This is a genomic window from Rheinheimera muenzenbergensis, from assembly GCF_036984005.1.
Lineage (GTDB): Bacteria > Pseudomonadota > Gammaproteobacteria > Enterobacterales > Alteromonadaceae > Alishewanella > Alishewanella muenzenbergensis.
Window position 1 is genome coordinate 129,898 of sequence record NZ_JALAAR010000005.1, and the last position, 14,958, is coordinate 144,855.

Genomic DNA, 14,958 nt, shown 5'->3' on the forward strand with positions numbered 1-14,958 from the left:
CGATGAAACGAGTATTAGTCACTGGTTCTGGTCGCGGAATTGGTAAAGCGATAGCGTTGCAACTGGCCAAAGATGGCTTTGCTATTGCCGTGCATTGTCGCAGTGATCGGAGCAGCGCTGAAGCAGTTGTGGCTGAGATCCAGGCTCTGGGCTGCCATGCCAGCCTGTTACAGTTTGATGTGGCTGACCGAGCAGCTGCGCGGGCGGCACTGGAGCAGGATATCGCCAGTCATGGTGCCTATTATGGTGCTGTGTGCAATGCTGGCATCACCCGTGACGGTGCTTTTCCGGCACTGACAGAAGATGACTGGGACAGCGTGATCCACACTAATCTGGACGGCTTTTACAATGTATTGCAGCCGCTGGTTATGCCGATGATCCAACTGCGCAGCGGCGGTCGCATCGTTACTATTGCCTCAGTATCAGGTATTGCCGGCAACCGTGGTCAGGTGAATTACAGTGCGTCCAAAGCCGGTTTAATTGGTGCCACCAAAGCGCTGGCACTGGAACTGGCGAAACGCAAAATTACCGTAAACTGCGTGGCGCCGGGGTTAATTGATACCGATATGCTGCAAGACGTGGCGCAGGAAGAGCTGTTAAAAATGATCCCGCTACGCCGCGCCGGTAGCGCAGCAGAAGTGGCCGCCACCGTGGCATTTTTATGTTCCGAGCCGGCCGCCTACATTACGCGCCAGGTTATCTCTGTAAATGGCGGGTTAGTCTGATGCAGCGGGTCGTTGTAACCGGTATGTCAGTTGTTACCGCACTGGGCGATAACTGGCCTCAGTTTAAGCAAGCGCTGCAACAGGGCCAAAATGCAGTAACGGTGATGCCAGAGTGGGATCTGTACAGCAACATGAGTACCCGGCTGGCGGCACCGGTAACGGATTTTGTTAAGCCGGCACACTATCCGCGTAAGTTAATCCGGTCAATGGGCCGGGTGTCGTTAATGGCGACCCGCGCCACAGAACTGGCATTGCAGGACGCCGGTTTGCTGGGGCATGCGGCGCTGACAGACGGCCGTTGCGGTATTGCTTATGGCTCGTCTACCGGCAGCACTGAACCGGTACTGGCGTTTGGCCGTATGATGGCTACCGGTGATATGACCGGCGTTACAGCCACCAGTTATATCCAGATGATGGGCCACACTACGGCCGTCAATGTCGGGGTGTTTTTTGGCATTAAAGGCCGGGTGCATACCACCAGCTCAGCCTGCACTTCTGGCTCACAAGGTATTGGTTATGCGTACGAAGCGATAAAGTATGGTAAGCAAGTGCTGATGGTGGCCGGCGGCGCCGAAGAGCTGTGCCCAACCGAAGCTGCGGTGTTTGATACCCTGTACGCCACCAGCACGAAAAACAGCACGCCAAAGCTGACGCCAAGACCTTTTGACGCCAACCGCGATGGTTTGGTTATCGGCGAAGGTGCCGGCACATTAATTCTGGAACAGCTGGAGCACGCCTTGGCGCGCGGAGCCACTATTTACGCCGAAGTCGTTGGCTATGGTACCAACTCTGACGGTGTACATGTCACCCAGCCGACCGACAGCACTATGGAAACCGCAATGCGGCTGGCACTGCAGGATGCAGGCTTACCGGCATCCGCTATTGGTTATGTCAATGCTCATGGTACCTCAACCGACCGTGGCGATATCGCCGAAAGCCAGGCAACGGCGCGGGTGTTTGGCAGCAAACAGCCTATCAGCTCGTTAAAAAGCTACCTGGGCCATACGCTGGGTGCCTGTGGCGCTATTGAAAGCTGGGCCAGCATTATGATGCAACGCGATAACTGGTTTGCCCCGACACTAAATCTGCAGCAAGTCGATCCGGCCTGCGCTGAACTGGACTATATCCGTGACAGTGGCCGTGAGCTGGATACCGATTATGTGATGAGTAACAACTTTGCTTTTGGTGGCATTAATACTTCACTGATCTTTAAACGGTGGCGCGGCTAGATGCGCTACTTGGGCATTATAGTGCTGTGTTTTATGCTGGCACCCTGGCAGGCCAATGCAGAGGAAGCAGCCTGGCAACTGGGTGTTGGTCTGGCTTACAGCCAATTGCCAGATTATCCCGGCGCTGCCGGGCAGCAACACTATTTGTTACCATTTCCTTACTTTACCTATCGCAGTGACAAGGTTAAATTAACCCGTTCCGAAGCTTTGGGCCAGTTATTCAGCGCCGGTAAGCTGTCGCTCAATTTAAGCCTGGCTGCGGCATTGCCGGTAAACAGTGACGACAACCAGGCCCGTCGCGATATGCCGGATCTGCTGTGGCTCACCGAAATTGGCCCGACGGCGGATTACCAGCTGCTAAACAATGACCGGCAGCAATTATTGCTGCGCCTGCCGCTGCGTAAAGCCATCGCCACTGATCTGCGGCAATGGCACGATGCCGGCTGGCGGCTGGAACCACAACTGCGTTGGCGGCAAAAGCTAGCCAACAGTCTGCAGTGGACCAGTCAGTTAGCGTTAAACTGGAGCGATAAAGAATACCATCAGTACTTATATGGCGTAGCGCCGGCATATGCCACGGCGACACGGCAAGAGTACAGGGCGCGGGCCGGTTATGCTGGCTGGCGCTGGTCCAATGGCATTAGCTGGCAGCATAAACGCTGGTGGCTGGGGGCCTTTGTCCGTTACGACAATCTGCAGGGCGTCAGTTTTGCCGATAGCCCTTTACTACAACGCCAGCATAACGCCAGCTTTGGCGTGGCACTGGCATGGATTTTTAACCAACAAGGATATTTCGATGAATAAAGTTTTAAGCCTAATGGCGTTATCTGCCGTGTTAGTAAGTGGCGCCGCTCAGGCCCGTAACGACGTGCTGACACTACCACTGGAAAGTATTATCGGTACCGACAAAGCCAAACAGGCATTACTTGATGTGCCGTTTTATTTTGCCGGCCAAAGCCATGCTAAGGTAACAAGCAAATGGGGCGAGATTGGCACTAATAAAAAAACCAACGCTGTTGGTAAATCAGACGATGAAGCCTGCCAGTGGGTGCTGTTGTCAGCAATTAAAGCATTGCAGGAAGCGGCACAAAAACGCGGCTATGATGCCGTGGTAAATATCCGCTCGAACTACAAAAACAACGAGTTCAGCAGTGCTACTGAGTATCAGTGTGGTGCCGGCAATATTATGGCTGGTGTAGCGCTGAAAGGCGATTTGGTTAAGTTTTAATCAGCAAGCGAATACAGTCCAAAACCGCAATAAAGCCGGCGCTGTGATGCCGGCTTTGTTTACGTGGACGGCATAATTACACTAAGCCCGGATAGGATTGCGGATAGACCGGCAATACCTGCTGTAACTGCAGCAAGGTTTTAAATAAAGATTTTAACGCCACCTTGTCACCGATAAAGTGTGGCAGTTTGCCGGCCGCATCAGCCTGGCCCTGGTACTCAATCTTCATCCGGCCGTCGGGTAACGGCGTTAATGTCCACCTAGCCTGCACCTGCTGCATGCGCACATAGCCTTTTACCGCCGGGAAATGCTGGCCCATATCGCTAACAACCATAGTTAACACACCGCTGCTGGCATCTTGCTGCCACACTGACTGCGTTACCATATCCCGCTTCGACACCGGCCAGATGGCGCTGAAATAAGTGTGTACTAAGTGCGTTTTAGCATCCGGCTGGCCCAGCAACTCAGCTTTTTCGGTATTGGCAGCCCAGTTGGTAATATTGGCGGTATCTTCCAGCAGGTGTAAAAATGCGCCTGGCGTAGCCTTTACTTCGGTCTGGGCTTTAACTTGCAGCAGCTTATCGGCATTGTGACGATATTCTATCCGGGTTTCAGCCACTGCTTTATATAGCCGCCATGGCTTTTCCTCTGCAGCTATTGCCACACTGAACAACATCAGACACGTGAGTAAAAGACGCATTGCCGTCAGCCTTTTAGCAGGGCTAATTGTGCCGGCGTTAAATGACGGTATTCGCCTTCAGCTAAATCATCCGGCAACTGCAGGCCGCCGATTTTTTCGCGGTGCAGCCGCTCTACCTTGTTACCAATGGCGGCAAACATGCGTTTTACCTGATGATAACGGCCTTCATGGATCGTCAGTAAAGCTTCAGTGTCACTGATGATCTCCAGTTCTGCCGGTAAGGTGGCGTTTTTTTCATTGCGCAGCATAATGCCCTGCGCAAACTGGGCGATAGCGGCAGTTGGGATCGGATCTGCCGTCCAGACGCGGTAGGTTTTGGCGACATGGTGCTTCGGGCTGCTAATGCGGTGTGACCATTGGCCATCGTCTGTTATCAGCACTAAGCCTGTAGTGTCTAAATCGAGCCGGCCGACAGTGTGCAGCCGTTCAATTAGCGGCTCGTCCATTAAGGTAAACACTGTCGGGTGATCCGGGTCGTCAGTTGAGCAAATATACCCGTCCGGCTTGTGCAGCATAAAATAGCGCAGGCCAATCAGCTGCAGTTGTTCGTCGTCAAGGCACACCACGTCGCTGTCTTTTACCTGCAGTGCGGCTTGTTTTACCGGGTCGCCATTTAGCGTTACCAGGCCCTGGCGCACCAGTTTTCCGGCCTGGCTACGGGTCAGGCCGGTACAGTCACATATAAATTTATCTAAACGCATAATTCACCTACTTTTGTTGCGTTTAGTGTAACCAAAATTGCCCGGTTCGTCGCTAACTCAGTGGCGTTTTACCGCGTTAGCGCAGACACGATAAAGTTGGGGTTGCGCAGGTTTTCACGCTGATACACCTGGCTGGCGATACCGTCAAAGCTTACCGTGGCGCCGGCTTCTGTGGCGATAATATGGCCGGCGCCGGTGTCCCACTGCATGGTTGGGCCAAAGCGCGGATAGACATCAGCACTGCCTTCAGCCACCAGGCAAAATTTCAGCGAACTGCCTACCGGCACCATTTCGTGTTGGGCAAATTGTGCCAGATAACCGGCCAGATCCGGGCTGGGATGGCTGCGACTGCCGACTACGCGAATTGTCGCGCCGGGTTTGGCCACCTGAATGGCGCGTGTTTGGCCGGCGGCTTTGACAAAGGCACCTGCACCCTTGGCGGCAGAGTATGTTTTACCCAGTACCGGCGCATGGATAACGCCCAGCACCGGCTCACCGTTATTAATCAGCGCGATATTCACGGTAAATTCACCGTTGCGTTTAATAAACTCCTTGGTGCCATCCAGCGGATCGACCAGCCAGTAACGTTGCCACTGCTGACGAATAGGCCAGCTGATATCCGCCGCCTCTTCTGACAGTATCGGCAACTCTGGTGTCAGTGTTGTTAACGCTTTAACAATCAGCTGGTGTGCGGCTAAATCGGCAGCTGTCAGCGGTGAATCATCGGCTTTGCCGGTAATATTAAACGCCGCGTTGTCTTGCTGATATACCGCCAGGATCGCCTGTCCGGCTTGTTCGGCGATATCGATAATGGCCGGCAAATAATTCATGCAGATGTCCTATTATTTTATTTGATGTTACACCGGTATCCCAAGCGAAGACAGCTAACAGCTAAGCGGGGCGTCTCCAGCATGGATGCTGGAGAGGAGCCTATAGGGACATATTTACGGCGTCCCCGAGTGTTGTTAGCTGTCGTAGTTTTCAACCAGGCGTAAACTCAGCGACAAGGCAATACTTTCTTCGCCGCCTTCAAGGAGCACATCACCGCTTCTTGAAAAAAGAGTGCCCTCTCAGCCTGCGCGGCATCCCTGCCGCTGCTGCGAAAGTACACCTTGTCGCTGCGTTGCCGTATTAGCTAATAATCTGCCTTTTTTTCAGCAAGGCCAGCAATTGCTGCACGCTATCTTGCAGCGACGTGACTGAGGTATCCAGAACTAAATCGGCGTGCTGTGGCGCTTCGTACGGATCAGAAATACCGGTAAACTGGCTGATTTGGCCGGCACGGGCTTTTTTGTACAAGCCTTTCACATCGCGCTGCTCGCACACCTCCAGCGGAGTAGCGATATGCACTTCAATAAATTTGCCCGGCGCAATAAAGCTTTTTACCAGCTCGCGCTGATTACGGTACGGCGAAATAAAGGCACTTAATACCAGTAAACCGGCGTCTACCATCAGGCCTGCCACAGCACCCACCCGGCGCAGATTTTCTGTTCTGTCCTCGGCACTAAAACCTAAATCGGCGCACAAGCCATGGCGCACATTGTCACCATCCAGCAAATAGGTATGCTTGCCTTGCGCAACCAGCGCCTGCTCCAATGCATTGGCAACAGTCGACTTGCCCGAGCCGGATAAACCGGTAAACCAGATCACCGCACTTTGGTGGCCAAATAAGGCTTCGCGCTGCGCAGCGTTTACATCGTGCTGTTGCCACTTAATATCGTTATGGGTCATTAGTCTGCATCACTTAAAACGGATAAATCAACGGTAAAAATACCAACACTACGGACGAATATACCAGCGCCATAGGCACACCGAGGCGAATATAGTCACGCAACTGGTAATTGCCGGCCGAATACACCATCAGGTTAGTCTGATAACCAAAAGGCGAAATAAAGCTGGCCGAAGCACCAAAGGCCACTGCCATAAAAAACGGTACCGGATCGACGCCCAGATTTTGTGCTATGGCAAAGGCGATAGGAAAGGTTAACGCGGCCGCGGCATTGTTGGTTACCAGCTCGGTAAATAGCCAGGTAGCGACAAAAACCGCGATTAAAGCGCCATAAGCGCCGCTGCCATCAACCAGCAGGATCAGGCCATCGGCAATTTGGCCGGCGACGCCGGTTTCGATCATCAGTTGGGCTAAACCTATAGCCGAACCGACAATTAACCACAACTCCAGCGGGAAGCGGTTTTTAATTTCATTGACGGTTACCGCACCGGCAGCGACATAGGCCAGCAACAATAACGGCAGGCTTTTAATCAGCGGGGCTATGCCGGCAATCGACAGGGCCAGTGCGGTTGCAAAGCCGAGTAACACCCAATGGCTGCGGTTTTTTGCCAGTGGCGTAGAAATAGCCAAGCCATTTACGTAGATAAACTCCTGGCTTAGCTGATGCTGGCCGGGAAAATGCTTACCTATCGATAAAATCAGCACATCGCCGGCGTGTAGTATCAAATCACCCAGGCCACCCTGCAAGCGCTCATGGCCGCGGCGTACGGCAATAACCACCGCATCGTATTCATGGCGAAAGCGCAGTTGTTTTAAACTTTTGCCAACCAGACGCGAGCTGTAACTGATCACCGCTTCCAGCAGTTCACCCTGTTGCTGATCCTGGCGCAGCAGCTCTAAACCGGGAAATTGCTGCAGCCGTGACACCGCCTCCAAATCGCCGACAAAGCGCAGCTCGTCACCGGCTGCAATCAGTGTATCCGGCGTGACCGGGCAAATATGCTCGCTACCGCGCTGAATTTCAGCCAAAAACAGGGCTTGTAGTTCGCGCAGCTGGTTTTGTTCGACCGTTTTACCAATTAACTGGCTGTCGTCGCGAACATGGGCGGTTAAATAATAGGGCGTGCTCTGGCCGGCGTCTTTGCTATTGTCTGGCAACCAGCGGCTGCCAATGATCAACACGACTATGCCGGCCGTTAGTACCAGGGCGCCCAGTAAGGTAAAGTCAAAGAACCCCAGCAGCGGTTCACCGCTTTGCTCGACAAAACCATTCACAATAAGGTTGGTTGAGGTGCCGATTAACGTTAGCATGCCGCCTAAAATGGCACTGTACGACAACGGCAACAGCAACTTAGACGCAGCAAAATGGTTGTGATGCCTGAGCGACGACATCAGCGTAGACACCACGGCTGTGTTGTTAATAAAAGCCGACATCAGCGCGCTGGACAGGCTTAGGCGGGTAATTACTGAACCCAGATGTTTGCCCTGAAAGCCGCGGCTTAACCAGCTGACCAGTTGCGATTTTTCAATGCCAATGGATACCAATAGCAGCAGTAATAGCGTAATAAGCGACGGATTGGCGAAGTTTTGCAAGGCGCGCTCCAGCGGCAGCCAGCCAATCAGATAGCTGAGCAACAAAGCGCCGCCAAACCATAGCGCTGGCGAGCGTTTGCTGAAAATCAGCCCCGCCACCAGCGCCAGTAACAGCGCGACTACACCATACTGCTGATACAGCATTACTGCGCAGCCTTAACCATTTCGGTGTTAAACAGTTCGGCGTTAAACAGCTCGCGCACATCGCGTGCGCCCCAGTGCGGAAAGTGCTTACGGATCAGCGCATTTAATTCCAGTTCAAAGGCACTGATATCGCCGCTGGCGGCTTTTTCTTCAGCCAGTACATTCTGAATTAAACCTGCTGCAACGGTGGCATTGGTTAAGCGGTCGATCAACACAAAGTTACCGGTGCCAGGCTGGGTGCGGAAGGTATCCAGCGGCAGTGTCTCGGTCAGTTCCAGCTCGACCAGGGCAATATCATTCATTGCCACCTGCTCAGCTGTTTCCTGCGCCAGGGTATTCACATTCACCTTGTGGTTCAGCCGGTTAATGCTGACACTGCTTTTGCGCGTCGCCAGTTTTAAATCGTACAAGCGGCCGGTTTGCAGCGGCTGATCGTTAAACCACACCACATAAGCCAGTGCCCGGTTAGTCAGGTTTACGCTGTCTTCTGACGGCACCAGCCAGTCGCCACGGCTGATATCGATTTCGTCATTCAGCGTCAGCGTTATGGCTTCACCGGCGATTGCCGATGGCTGCTCGCCGGCAAAGGTAACGATTTGCTTAATAGTACTTTTTTTACCGGACGGATAAGCCGTTACCGCCTGACCTACCGCTAAACGGCCGCTCACCAGGGTGCCGGCAAAACCGCGAAAATCCAGATCCGGCCGGTTTACATACTGCACCGGGAAACGCGTAGCTGCGCCGCCACGTTGTGGTATTGGCAGGGTTTCCAGCCGTGGTAGCAAAGCGGTGCCGCTGTACCAGGGCATATTGGCCGACAAGGTTAAAATGTTTTCGCCTTTTAACGCGCTAATCGGTATGACATCTACCGTTGGCACCTGCAATTGTGCCATCAGCGCCTGCACGTCCTGTACTATGGCGTTGTAGGTTTGCTGGCTGTAGCCGACAATATCCATCTTATTTACGGCAACAATTAAGTGCTTAATGCCCAGCAAAGCACAGATAAAGCTGTGACGACGGGTTTGGGTTTGCACGCCATAACGAGCGTCAATCAGCAGTATCGCCACATCTGAGGTTGAAGCACCGGTAGCCATATTGCGGGTATATTGCTCGTGGCCCGGTGTATCCGCCAGAATAAACTTGCGCTCGGTAGTAGAAAAATAGCGGTACGCCACATCAATGGTAATACCCTGCTCGCGCTCGGCCTGTAAGCCGTCAACCAGCATCGCCAGCTCTAACTCGCCTTCGCTGTTGCGGCCTTTATGGTCGCGTTTTAGCGCATCCAGCTGATCATCATACAGTTGTTGGCTGTCATGTAGCAGGCGGCCGATTAAGGTGCTTTTGCCATCATCCACGCTGCCGCAGGTCAAAACCCGCAGCAGGCCTTTGTCCTGATGCTGCTGCAAGTAACCACGAATACCCAGACTGTTTAACTGCTCGTTTAACGAGGTAACAGAGGCTAAATTTACTACAGACATCAGAAGTACCCCTCGCGTTTTTTCAATTCCATACCGGACTGATCCTGGTCAATCACCCGGCCCTGCCGTTCCGACGTGCGGGCGCGCAGCATCTCTTCTACTATGCCCTCCAGCGTGTCGGCGCTGGATTCAATGGCACCGGTTAGCGGGTAACAGCCCAGTGTTCTGAAACGTACCGATTTCATTTGCGGGACTTCGCCCGGCTCCAGTGGCATACGCTCATCGTCTACCATGATCAGGGTGCCGCTGCGCTCAACAACCGGGCGTGGCTTGGCCAGATACAGTGGCACTATGTCGATATTCTCCTGCAGGATGTAAAGCCAGATATCCAGCTCGGTCCAGTTTGACAGCGGAAACACCCTGATGCTTTCGCCTTCATTAATGGCACCGTTGTAAATATTCCACAGCTCGGGGCGCTGGTTTTTCGGGTCCCAGCGGTGGTGTTTATCGCGAAACGAATACACCCGCTCTTTGGCGCGCGATTTCTCTTCATCACGGCGCGCGCCACCAAAGGCGGCATCAAAGCCGTACTTATTCAGCGCCTGTTTTAAGCCCTGGGTTTTCATAATATCGGTGTGCTTGGCACTGCCATGTACAAAGGGGTTTATATTCATCGCCAAGCCTTCCGGGTTTTTATGCACCAGCAGCTCAAAGTTGTACTCTTTGGCTAAGCGGTCACGAAACTCGATCATCTCGCGAAATTTCCAGTCGGTATCGACATGCAGCAGCGGAAACGGGATTTTACCCGGCGCGAAGGCTTTACGCGCCAGATGCAGCAGTACCGACGAGTCTTTGCCAATCGAATACAGCATTACCGGCTTTTTAAATTCGGCCGCTACTTCACGGAAAATATGGATGCTCTCGGCTTCCAACTGCTGTAAGTGCGACAAGGCACCTGCTAACTCAGACATTTCTTGTTCCTCATGCCATCCGGGTCAGGGTCTGGCCAAATACCGCCGCTTGCGGCTTTTGACCAAACCAATGTAAATCTTGTTGAAGTGCTACCACTTCGCCTATCACCAGCAAGGCCGGTGAGCTGATTTGCTGTTGTGCCACCAAATCGGCCAGTTGTTGCAAGGTGCCACTGACAATGCGTTGCTCTGGCCGGGTGCCGTTTTCAATAATGGCCACTGGCGTGTTTGCACTGCGCCCGGCGGCCAGCAACTGTTGCTGAATATGGCCGGCTTTCATCAGGCCCATATAAATTACCAGTGTCTGGTTGGCTCTGCTCATGCTGTGCCAATCGGGCTCGACGCCATCCGGCCGGCAATGCCCGGTAACAAACTGCACACTCTGGGCATAGTCACGGTGTGTCAACGGTATGCCTGCATAGGCCGCACAACCTGCAGCGGCGGTCACGCCAGGCACCACCTGAAACGCAATGTTATGCGGTAACAGCGCCTGAATTTCCTCGCCGCCGCGGCCAAAAATAAACGGGTCACCGCCTTTTAGGCGGCAAACTTTCTTGCCGGCCAGCGCTAAATCAATCAGTAACTGGTTGGTGTCCTGCTGTGGTACCGAGTGGTCGCCGGCTTTTTTACCCACGCAAATGCGCTCGGCGTCACGGCGCACTAACTCCATAATCGGTGCTGACACCAGGTAGTCATACACCACCACATCGGCTTGTTGCATCAGCTGCAGCGCTTTTAACGTCAACAGCTCCGGATCGCCCGGGCCGGCGCCGACTACATAAACTTCACCGGCTTGTGTCTGCGGCTCGTCCAGTAACTGCGCCAGGCGCTGTTCTGCCTGCGGCAACTGATTAGCCTGCACATCACGCACGACGTCTGAATCAAACACTTTTTCCCAAAACTGGCGCCGTGCAGCAAAGCCGCTTATTTTCGCTTTTACCTGGCTGCGAAAGCGGCCGACTAATTCGGCCAATGGCCCCAAATGCTGCGGCAATAAGGCTTCGAGTTTTTCACGTAGCCGTCTTGCCAGCACCGGCGCAGTGCCAAAGCTGGATATGGCAATTAAAATCGGGCTGCGATCGATTATCGACGGAAAGATAAAACCGCATTTCGGCTGGTCGTCTACCGTGTTTACCAGCATATTGCGTGCACTGGCTGCTGTATAAACTGCGGTGTTAACTTCATCATCGTCGGTAGCGGCAATGACCAGTAACTTGCCATCCAGTAGCGCAGGGCTAAAGTAGCCAGTAATTAATTCGGCCTTACCTTGTTGCTGCCACTGCACAAACTCAGCGGCAAACTCGGGCGCCACTACTGTTAATTTGGCACCGGCGCTTAGCAGAGTACCGGCTTTGCGCAGCGCCACCGAGCCGCCGCCAACAATCAGCACCGCTTTATCGGTTAACTTTACAAATAAGGGTAAGTACTGCACACCAGCTCCTGCGGTCAGGTTGCTACAAAGATTTCAGGCTAGCAGAATAGCCGTCTGCATGGCTTTTATAAAATAGTTAATTACGCTCACATATAACTAAAAGGAATTAATGCGCCCGCTTATATGCTTATGTGCCGGATTAACAAACCCAGAATAGCAACAGCCTGTTGTCAGCAGCGGTTATTTACACTAAAGTACTGCGCAGCGGTAAGTGCGCACCGCATAACGGAATAACAATATTATCAAGCAGAGACGGAGTTGCTATGTCAGGTTTAAGCAAGTTTATTGAAGAGTTAGCCACCAATCCTAAATTACAGCAGGAATACGCCACCGCGCCGGCGCAAGCGCTGCAAAACTATGGCCTGCAAAAACACGAAGTAGAAGCGGTGTTATCAGGTGATAAAGCCCAGGTAGAAAAGCTAACGGGTAAAGCAGTTAGCCCGGTGACGTTTATGTTTCCTGCAAAGTGAATCGCTTTGAACCTAAAAGGTAAGTTAATACTGGCGCTGATTATTTTATCTGCGCCTTTTTTTACATTTTCTGAATCAAATAATTATCAGAGTCTTTTAGATAAAGCAGAATACTCCCGAACGAAATCACCTCAACAGACATTAGAGATAATTCACAAAATTGAAGCCGTTTATAGCTCATTGACAGAGCATCAGAAGCAGCAGTTTTTATTTATCAAAGCGTATAGCTTGGGATTTCAAGGTAAACAAGAAGAGGCGATAAAGATCGCGTTGGAAATTCACTCTAGCCGATATTCTGATATCGCAATTAAAGCTAACTTGTTGCTTGCCACTGTTTATGAACACAGAAAAGATTTTAAAAACGCTTATTCATTCATATTTGAGGCGTTAAAGTTAGGAAAGGACATACATAATGAACCGATTCAAGTCAGCTTGTATACAGTAGCTGCCCAGTTATATCTGAGTGCAGGTATCTACGACAATGCTTTGATTTCTTCGTCAACACTGCTGAGTATTTCCAAGACGCCAAGAGGTTACTGCATCGGTAATGTTTTAAAGTTAAATGCTTTGATTAAATTGAATAAAGCCTATCAGCAACCGTTGGCAGATGAAGCCTATCAAGCGTGTGTAAATGCCAATGAACCTTTAATGAAACACTCTGTGAGTATTTTTACGGCAGATGCTGATGTTTTTGTAGCGCCGGAGAAAGTGATGTTTGCGATGCAAAATGCACTGCCGGAACTGGAGAGAATTGGATACAGATACACCATTTTGCAAGCCAAGTATTATCTGGGATACGCGCTGCTTAATTTAAATGAGCTAGATGATGCCGTTGGCACGTTGGAGCAAGTTTATAGCGGCTCAATAGCGTTAAATGATTATCTGACAGCTAACAAAGCAGTATTGTTATTAGCCCAACTGCATGAAAAGCAGGGCGATATAGTGGCGGCTGCCCAGGCCTATAAGCAACATATTGCCGCGCTAAATGCCTATATCGACGAATATAAACAGCGTAGTGTGGCCTATTATCTGGCGCAGGCCGATTTTATGGAAAGCGAAAACAAACTGGCATTGCTGCAAAGCCAGAATGACCTGCTGCAACTGGAAAGCAAGCTACAACGTGACGAAAAAGTACGCACCGGGCTTATTTCTGTGGCTTTGCTAACCCTGCTGCTACTGGTGATCTATGTACTAAACAGCAAACGGGTGGCGCTAAACCGCCTGGCCACTACCGACTTTTTAACCCGCTTGTTTAACCGGCGTTATTTTAGCGAAACGGTAAGCCGTCAGCTGCAAAACCGCCGCCAGCAAGAACAACATAGCCTGGTGGTGTTCGACATTGATTTATTTAAACAAATTAACGACCAATACGGCCACGCCACCGGCGATAAAGTGCTGCAAGCTATAGCGCAGCGCTGCCAGCAACATATCCGCAAACAAGACATACTGGCGCGGATTGGTGGTGAAGAATTTGCACTGTTTTTACCCGGCTGCGACCTGCAGCACGCTGAACATATAGCCGAGCTGTGTCGCAACAGTATAGCGGCCACGCCGGTGCAACTAGACAAGCTGCAGGTAACGGTAAGCGCCAGCTTTGGCATTGCCAGTAGCAGCAGTGCTGATTTTGATAAACTGCTGCAACAGGCCGACGCCGCCTTATATCGCGCGAAAGCGGCCGGGCGTAATTGTGTTGAAGTGGCACACTCTAATGGCCAGGCTGGCGATGTCTGAATCTAGCCGCTTAACCTGCATTGGCCTGGGTATTACGCTGGGCAGCCAGCTTACCGAGCTGGCGCGTAATCAGCTGGCGGCGGCCGATGTGGTGTTTTTTCACAGCAACACCCATTATCTGGCCGGTTTTTTACAGCAAATAAACCCTAAGCTGGTCGATTTACAGCCGTTTTACCAGCCGGGCCAGCCGCGTAGCCAGAGTTATCAGGCGATGCTGGATGCTGTAATTGCCGCAGTAACCGCTGGCCAGAATGTGGTGTGGGCTTGTTATGGCCACCCCGGTGTGGCCAGCTGGCCGCCGCATGAAGCGATCCGCCAGCTAACGGCACTGGGTTATAGCGCGAAAATGCAAGCCGGTATTGCTGCCGATGCCTGCTTGTATGCCGATTTAGGCATAGATCCGCTGGCGGAGGGCTGCCAGCAGTTTGAAGCCAGCCAGTTTTTGTTTTACCAGCGCACGGTAGATGTGTCGGCCTATCTGATTTTATGGCAGGTGGCGATAGCCGGTGATTTTAGCCTGGCACGGCTGCAAAGCGACAGTAGCTACATTGACATCCTGTGTCAGCATTTACTGCAGTGGTACCCGCCAGGCCATCAGGTTATCTTGTATGAAGCCGCCGATTTAGCCATTTGGCAGCACCGCGCCGAGCCTATCCCGTTATCGGCGCTGGCACAGGCCCGGCTAAATCAAATCACCACCTTGGTGATCCCGCCGCTGCGACCTAAAAGCATAAACCGCCAGATGCTGGATAAACTCGGCGTGCCGGCGGATCATCCGCTACGGCAAAAATAAATTAGCTGCCAATTCAACATAATAAAAAACTAGCACCGGCTAGCGCTTAGTATTTTTCTGTAATTACAATATAATTACTGGCAGGGTCTAACCG

General features: G+C 52.1%; 15 protein-coding genes. 7 read left to right on the forward strand and 8 right to left on the reverse strand.

Annotated elements, in window-relative coordinates:
• The first annotated feature begins 2 nt into the window (after nucleotides 1-2).
• Genes MN202_RS07835 through MN202_RS07850 form a run of 4 tightly spaced genes read left to right on the forward strand, consistent with a single transcriptional unit; the run spans nucleotide 3 to nucleotide 3,182 of the window.
• Complete coding sequence (locus tag MN202_RS07835; protein WP_335735542.1) at nucleotides 3-725, forward strand: 3-ketoacyl-ACP reductase FabG2; 723 nt, start codon at nucleotides 3-5, stop codon at nucleotides 723-725.
• Nucleotides 725-1,954 (forward strand): beta-ketoacyl-ACP synthase, encoded by a 1,230-nt coding sequence (locus tag MN202_RS07840; protein WP_335735543.1) that lies wholly within the window; start codon nucleotides 725-727, stop codon nucleotides 1,952-1,954. The genes MN202_RS07835 and MN202_RS07840 overlap by 1 nt, the downstream gene beginning before the upstream one ends.
• Nucleotides 1,955-2,758: a MipA/OmpV family protein gene (locus tag MN202_RS07845; RefSeq protein WP_335735544.1), complete on the forward strand. Its 804-nt coding sequence runs from the start codon at nucleotides 1,955-1,957 to the stop codon at nucleotides 2,756-2,758.
• Nucleotides 2,751-3,182, forward strand: coding sequence for an excinuclease ABC subunit A (locus MN202_RS07850; RefSeq protein WP_335735545.1), 432 nt, complete (start codon nucleotides 2,751-2,753; stop codon nucleotides 3,180-3,182). Before MN202_RS07845 ends, MN202_RS07850 begins: the two co-directional genes overlap by 8 nt.
• A 76-nt stretch (nucleotides 3,183-3,258) precedes the next feature.
• On the opposite strand, the gene MN202_RS07855 is transcribed toward MN202_RS07850, so the two are convergent.
• From MN202_RS07855 to cysG, 8 genes are all read right to left on the reverse strand, one after another.
• On the reverse strand, nucleotides 3,259-3,882 hold the full coding sequence (locus MN202_RS07855) for an START domain-containing protein (RefSeq protein WP_335735546.1): 624 nt from the start codon (nucleotides 3,880-3,882) through the stop codon (nucleotides 3,259-3,261).
• Between the two features lie 5 nt (nucleotides 3,883-3,887).
• Nucleotides 3,888-4,583, reverse strand: a complete 696-nt coding sequence (rsuA, locus tag MN202_RS07860; RefSeq protein ID WP_335735547.1) for a 16S rRNA pseudouridine(516) synthase RsuA — start codon at nucleotides 4,581-4,583, stop codon at nucleotides 3,888-3,890.
• A gap of 68 nt (nucleotides 4,584-4,651) precedes the next feature.
• Complete coding sequence (gene cysQ, locus MN202_RS07865; RefSeq protein ID WP_335735548.1) at nucleotides 4,652-5,413, reverse strand: 3'(2'),5'-bisphosphate nucleotidase CysQ; 762 nt, start codon at nucleotides 5,411-5,413, stop codon at nucleotides 4,652-4,654.
• 301 nt (nucleotides 5,414-5,714) lie between these two features.
• On the reverse strand, nucleotides 5,715-6,314 hold the full coding sequence (gene cysC / locus MN202_RS07870; protein WP_335735549.1) for an adenylyl-sulfate kinase: 600 nt from the start codon (nucleotides 6,312-6,314) through the stop codon (nucleotides 5,715-5,717).
• A gap of 13 nt (nucleotides 6,315-6,327) precedes the next feature.
• Entirely contained in the window at nucleotides 6,328-8,049 is a 1,722-nt protein-coding gene (locus tag MN202_RS07875; protein WP_335735550.1) for an SLC13 family permease, read from the reverse strand.
• Entirely contained in the window at nucleotides 8,049-9,527 is a 1,479-nt protein-coding gene (gene cysN / locus MN202_RS07880) for a sulfate adenylyltransferase subunit CysN (RefSeq protein WP_335735551.1), read from the reverse strand. Before cysN ends, MN202_RS07875 begins: the two co-directional genes overlap by 1 nt.
• Entirely contained in the window at nucleotides 9,527-10,438 is a 912-nt protein-coding gene (cysD, locus tag MN202_RS07885; protein WP_335735552.1) for a sulfate adenylyltransferase subunit CysD, read from the reverse strand. Before cysD ends, cysN begins: the two co-directional genes overlap by 1 nt.
• 10 nt (nucleotides 10,439-10,448) lie before the next feature.
• Nucleotides 10,449-11,870, reverse strand: a complete 1,422-nt coding sequence (gene cysG, locus MN202_RS07890; protein WP_335735553.1) for a siroheme synthase CysG — start codon at nucleotides 11,868-11,870, stop codon at nucleotides 10,449-10,451.
• 263 nt (nucleotides 11,871-12,133) lie between these two features.
• Here cysG and MN202_RS07895 point away from each other — a divergent pair, with 263 nt between their 5' ends.
• The 3 genes from MN202_RS07895 (at nucleotide 12,134) to MN202_RS07905 (ending at nucleotide 14,864) form a co-directional block, all read left to right on the forward strand.
• Complete coding sequence (locus tag MN202_RS07895) at nucleotides 12,134-12,340, forward strand: hypothetical protein (RefSeq protein ID WP_335735554.1); 207 nt, start codon at nucleotides 12,134-12,136, stop codon at nucleotides 12,338-12,340.
• Nucleotides 12,341-12,988: 648 nt separating this feature from the next.
• Nucleotides 12,989-14,071 (forward strand): GGDEF domain-containing protein, encoded by a 1,083-nt coding sequence (locus MN202_RS07900; RefSeq protein ID WP_335735555.1) that lies wholly within the window; start codon nucleotides 12,989-12,991, stop codon nucleotides 14,069-14,071.
• Nucleotides 14,064-14,864 carry an SAM-dependent methyltransferase gene (locus MN202_RS07905; RefSeq protein ID WP_335735556.1) on the forward strand — a complete coding sequence of 267 codons (801 nt, stop codon included), beginning with the start codon at nucleotides 14,064-14,066 and terminating at the stop codon, nucleotides 14,862-14,864. The genes MN202_RS07900 and MN202_RS07905 overlap by 8 nt, the downstream gene beginning before the upstream one ends.
• Nucleotides 14,865-14,958: the final 94 nt, after the last annotated feature.

Coding starts and splice junctions, on each gene's coding strand:
- MN202_RS07875 (WP_335735550.1), bottom strand. CDS start 8,049: ATGCTGTATCAGCAGTATGGTGTAGTCGCGCTGTTACTGGCGCTGGTG.
- cysQ (WP_335735548.1), bottom strand. CDS start 5,413: ATGAATTATTTGCCGGCCATTATCGATATCGCCGAACAAGCCGGACAG.
- MN202_RS07895 (WP_335735554.1), top strand. CDS start 12,134: ATGTCAGGTTTAAGCAAGTTTATTGAAGAGTTAGCCACCAATCCTAAA.
- rsuA (WP_335735547.1), bottom strand. CDS start 4,583: ATGCGTTTAGATAAATTTATATGTGACTGTACCGGCCTGACCCGTAGC.
- MN202_RS07835 (WP_335735542.1), top strand. CDS start 3: ATGAAACGAGTATTAGTCACTGGTTCTGGTCGCGGAATTGGTAAAGCG.
- cysD (WP_335735552.1), bottom strand. CDS start 10,438: ATGTCTGAGTTAGCAGGTGCCTTGTCGCACTTACAGCAGTTGGAAGCC.
- MN202_RS07900 (WP_335735555.1), top strand. CDS start 12,989: ATGAAACACTCTGTGAGTATTTTTACGGCAGATGCTGATGTTTTTGTA.
- MN202_RS07840 (WP_335735543.1), top strand. CDS start 725: ATGCAGCGGGTCGTTGTAACCGGTATGTCAGTTGTTACCGCACTGGGC.
- cysN (WP_335735551.1), bottom strand. CDS start 9,527: ATGTCTGTAGTAAATTTAGCCTCTGTTACCTCGTTAAACGAGCAGTTA.
- MN202_RS07905 (WP_335735556.1), top strand. CDS start 14,064: ATGTCTGAATCTAGCCGCTTAACCTGCATTGGCCTGGGTATTACGCTG.
- MN202_RS07845 (WP_335735544.1), top strand. CDS start 1,955: ATGCGCTACTTGGGCATTATAGTGCTGTGTTTTATGCTGGCACCCTGG.
- cysC (WP_335735549.1), bottom strand. CDS start 6,314: ATGACCCATAACGATATTAAGTGGCAACAGCACGATGTAAACGCTGCG.
- MN202_RS07855 (WP_335735546.1), bottom strand. CDS start 3,882: ATGCGTCTTTTACTCACGTGTCTGATGTTGTTCAGTGTGGCAATAGCT.
- MN202_RS07850 (WP_335735545.1), top strand. CDS start 2,751: ATGAATAAAGTTTTAAGCCTAATGGCGTTATCTGCCGTGTTAGTAAGT.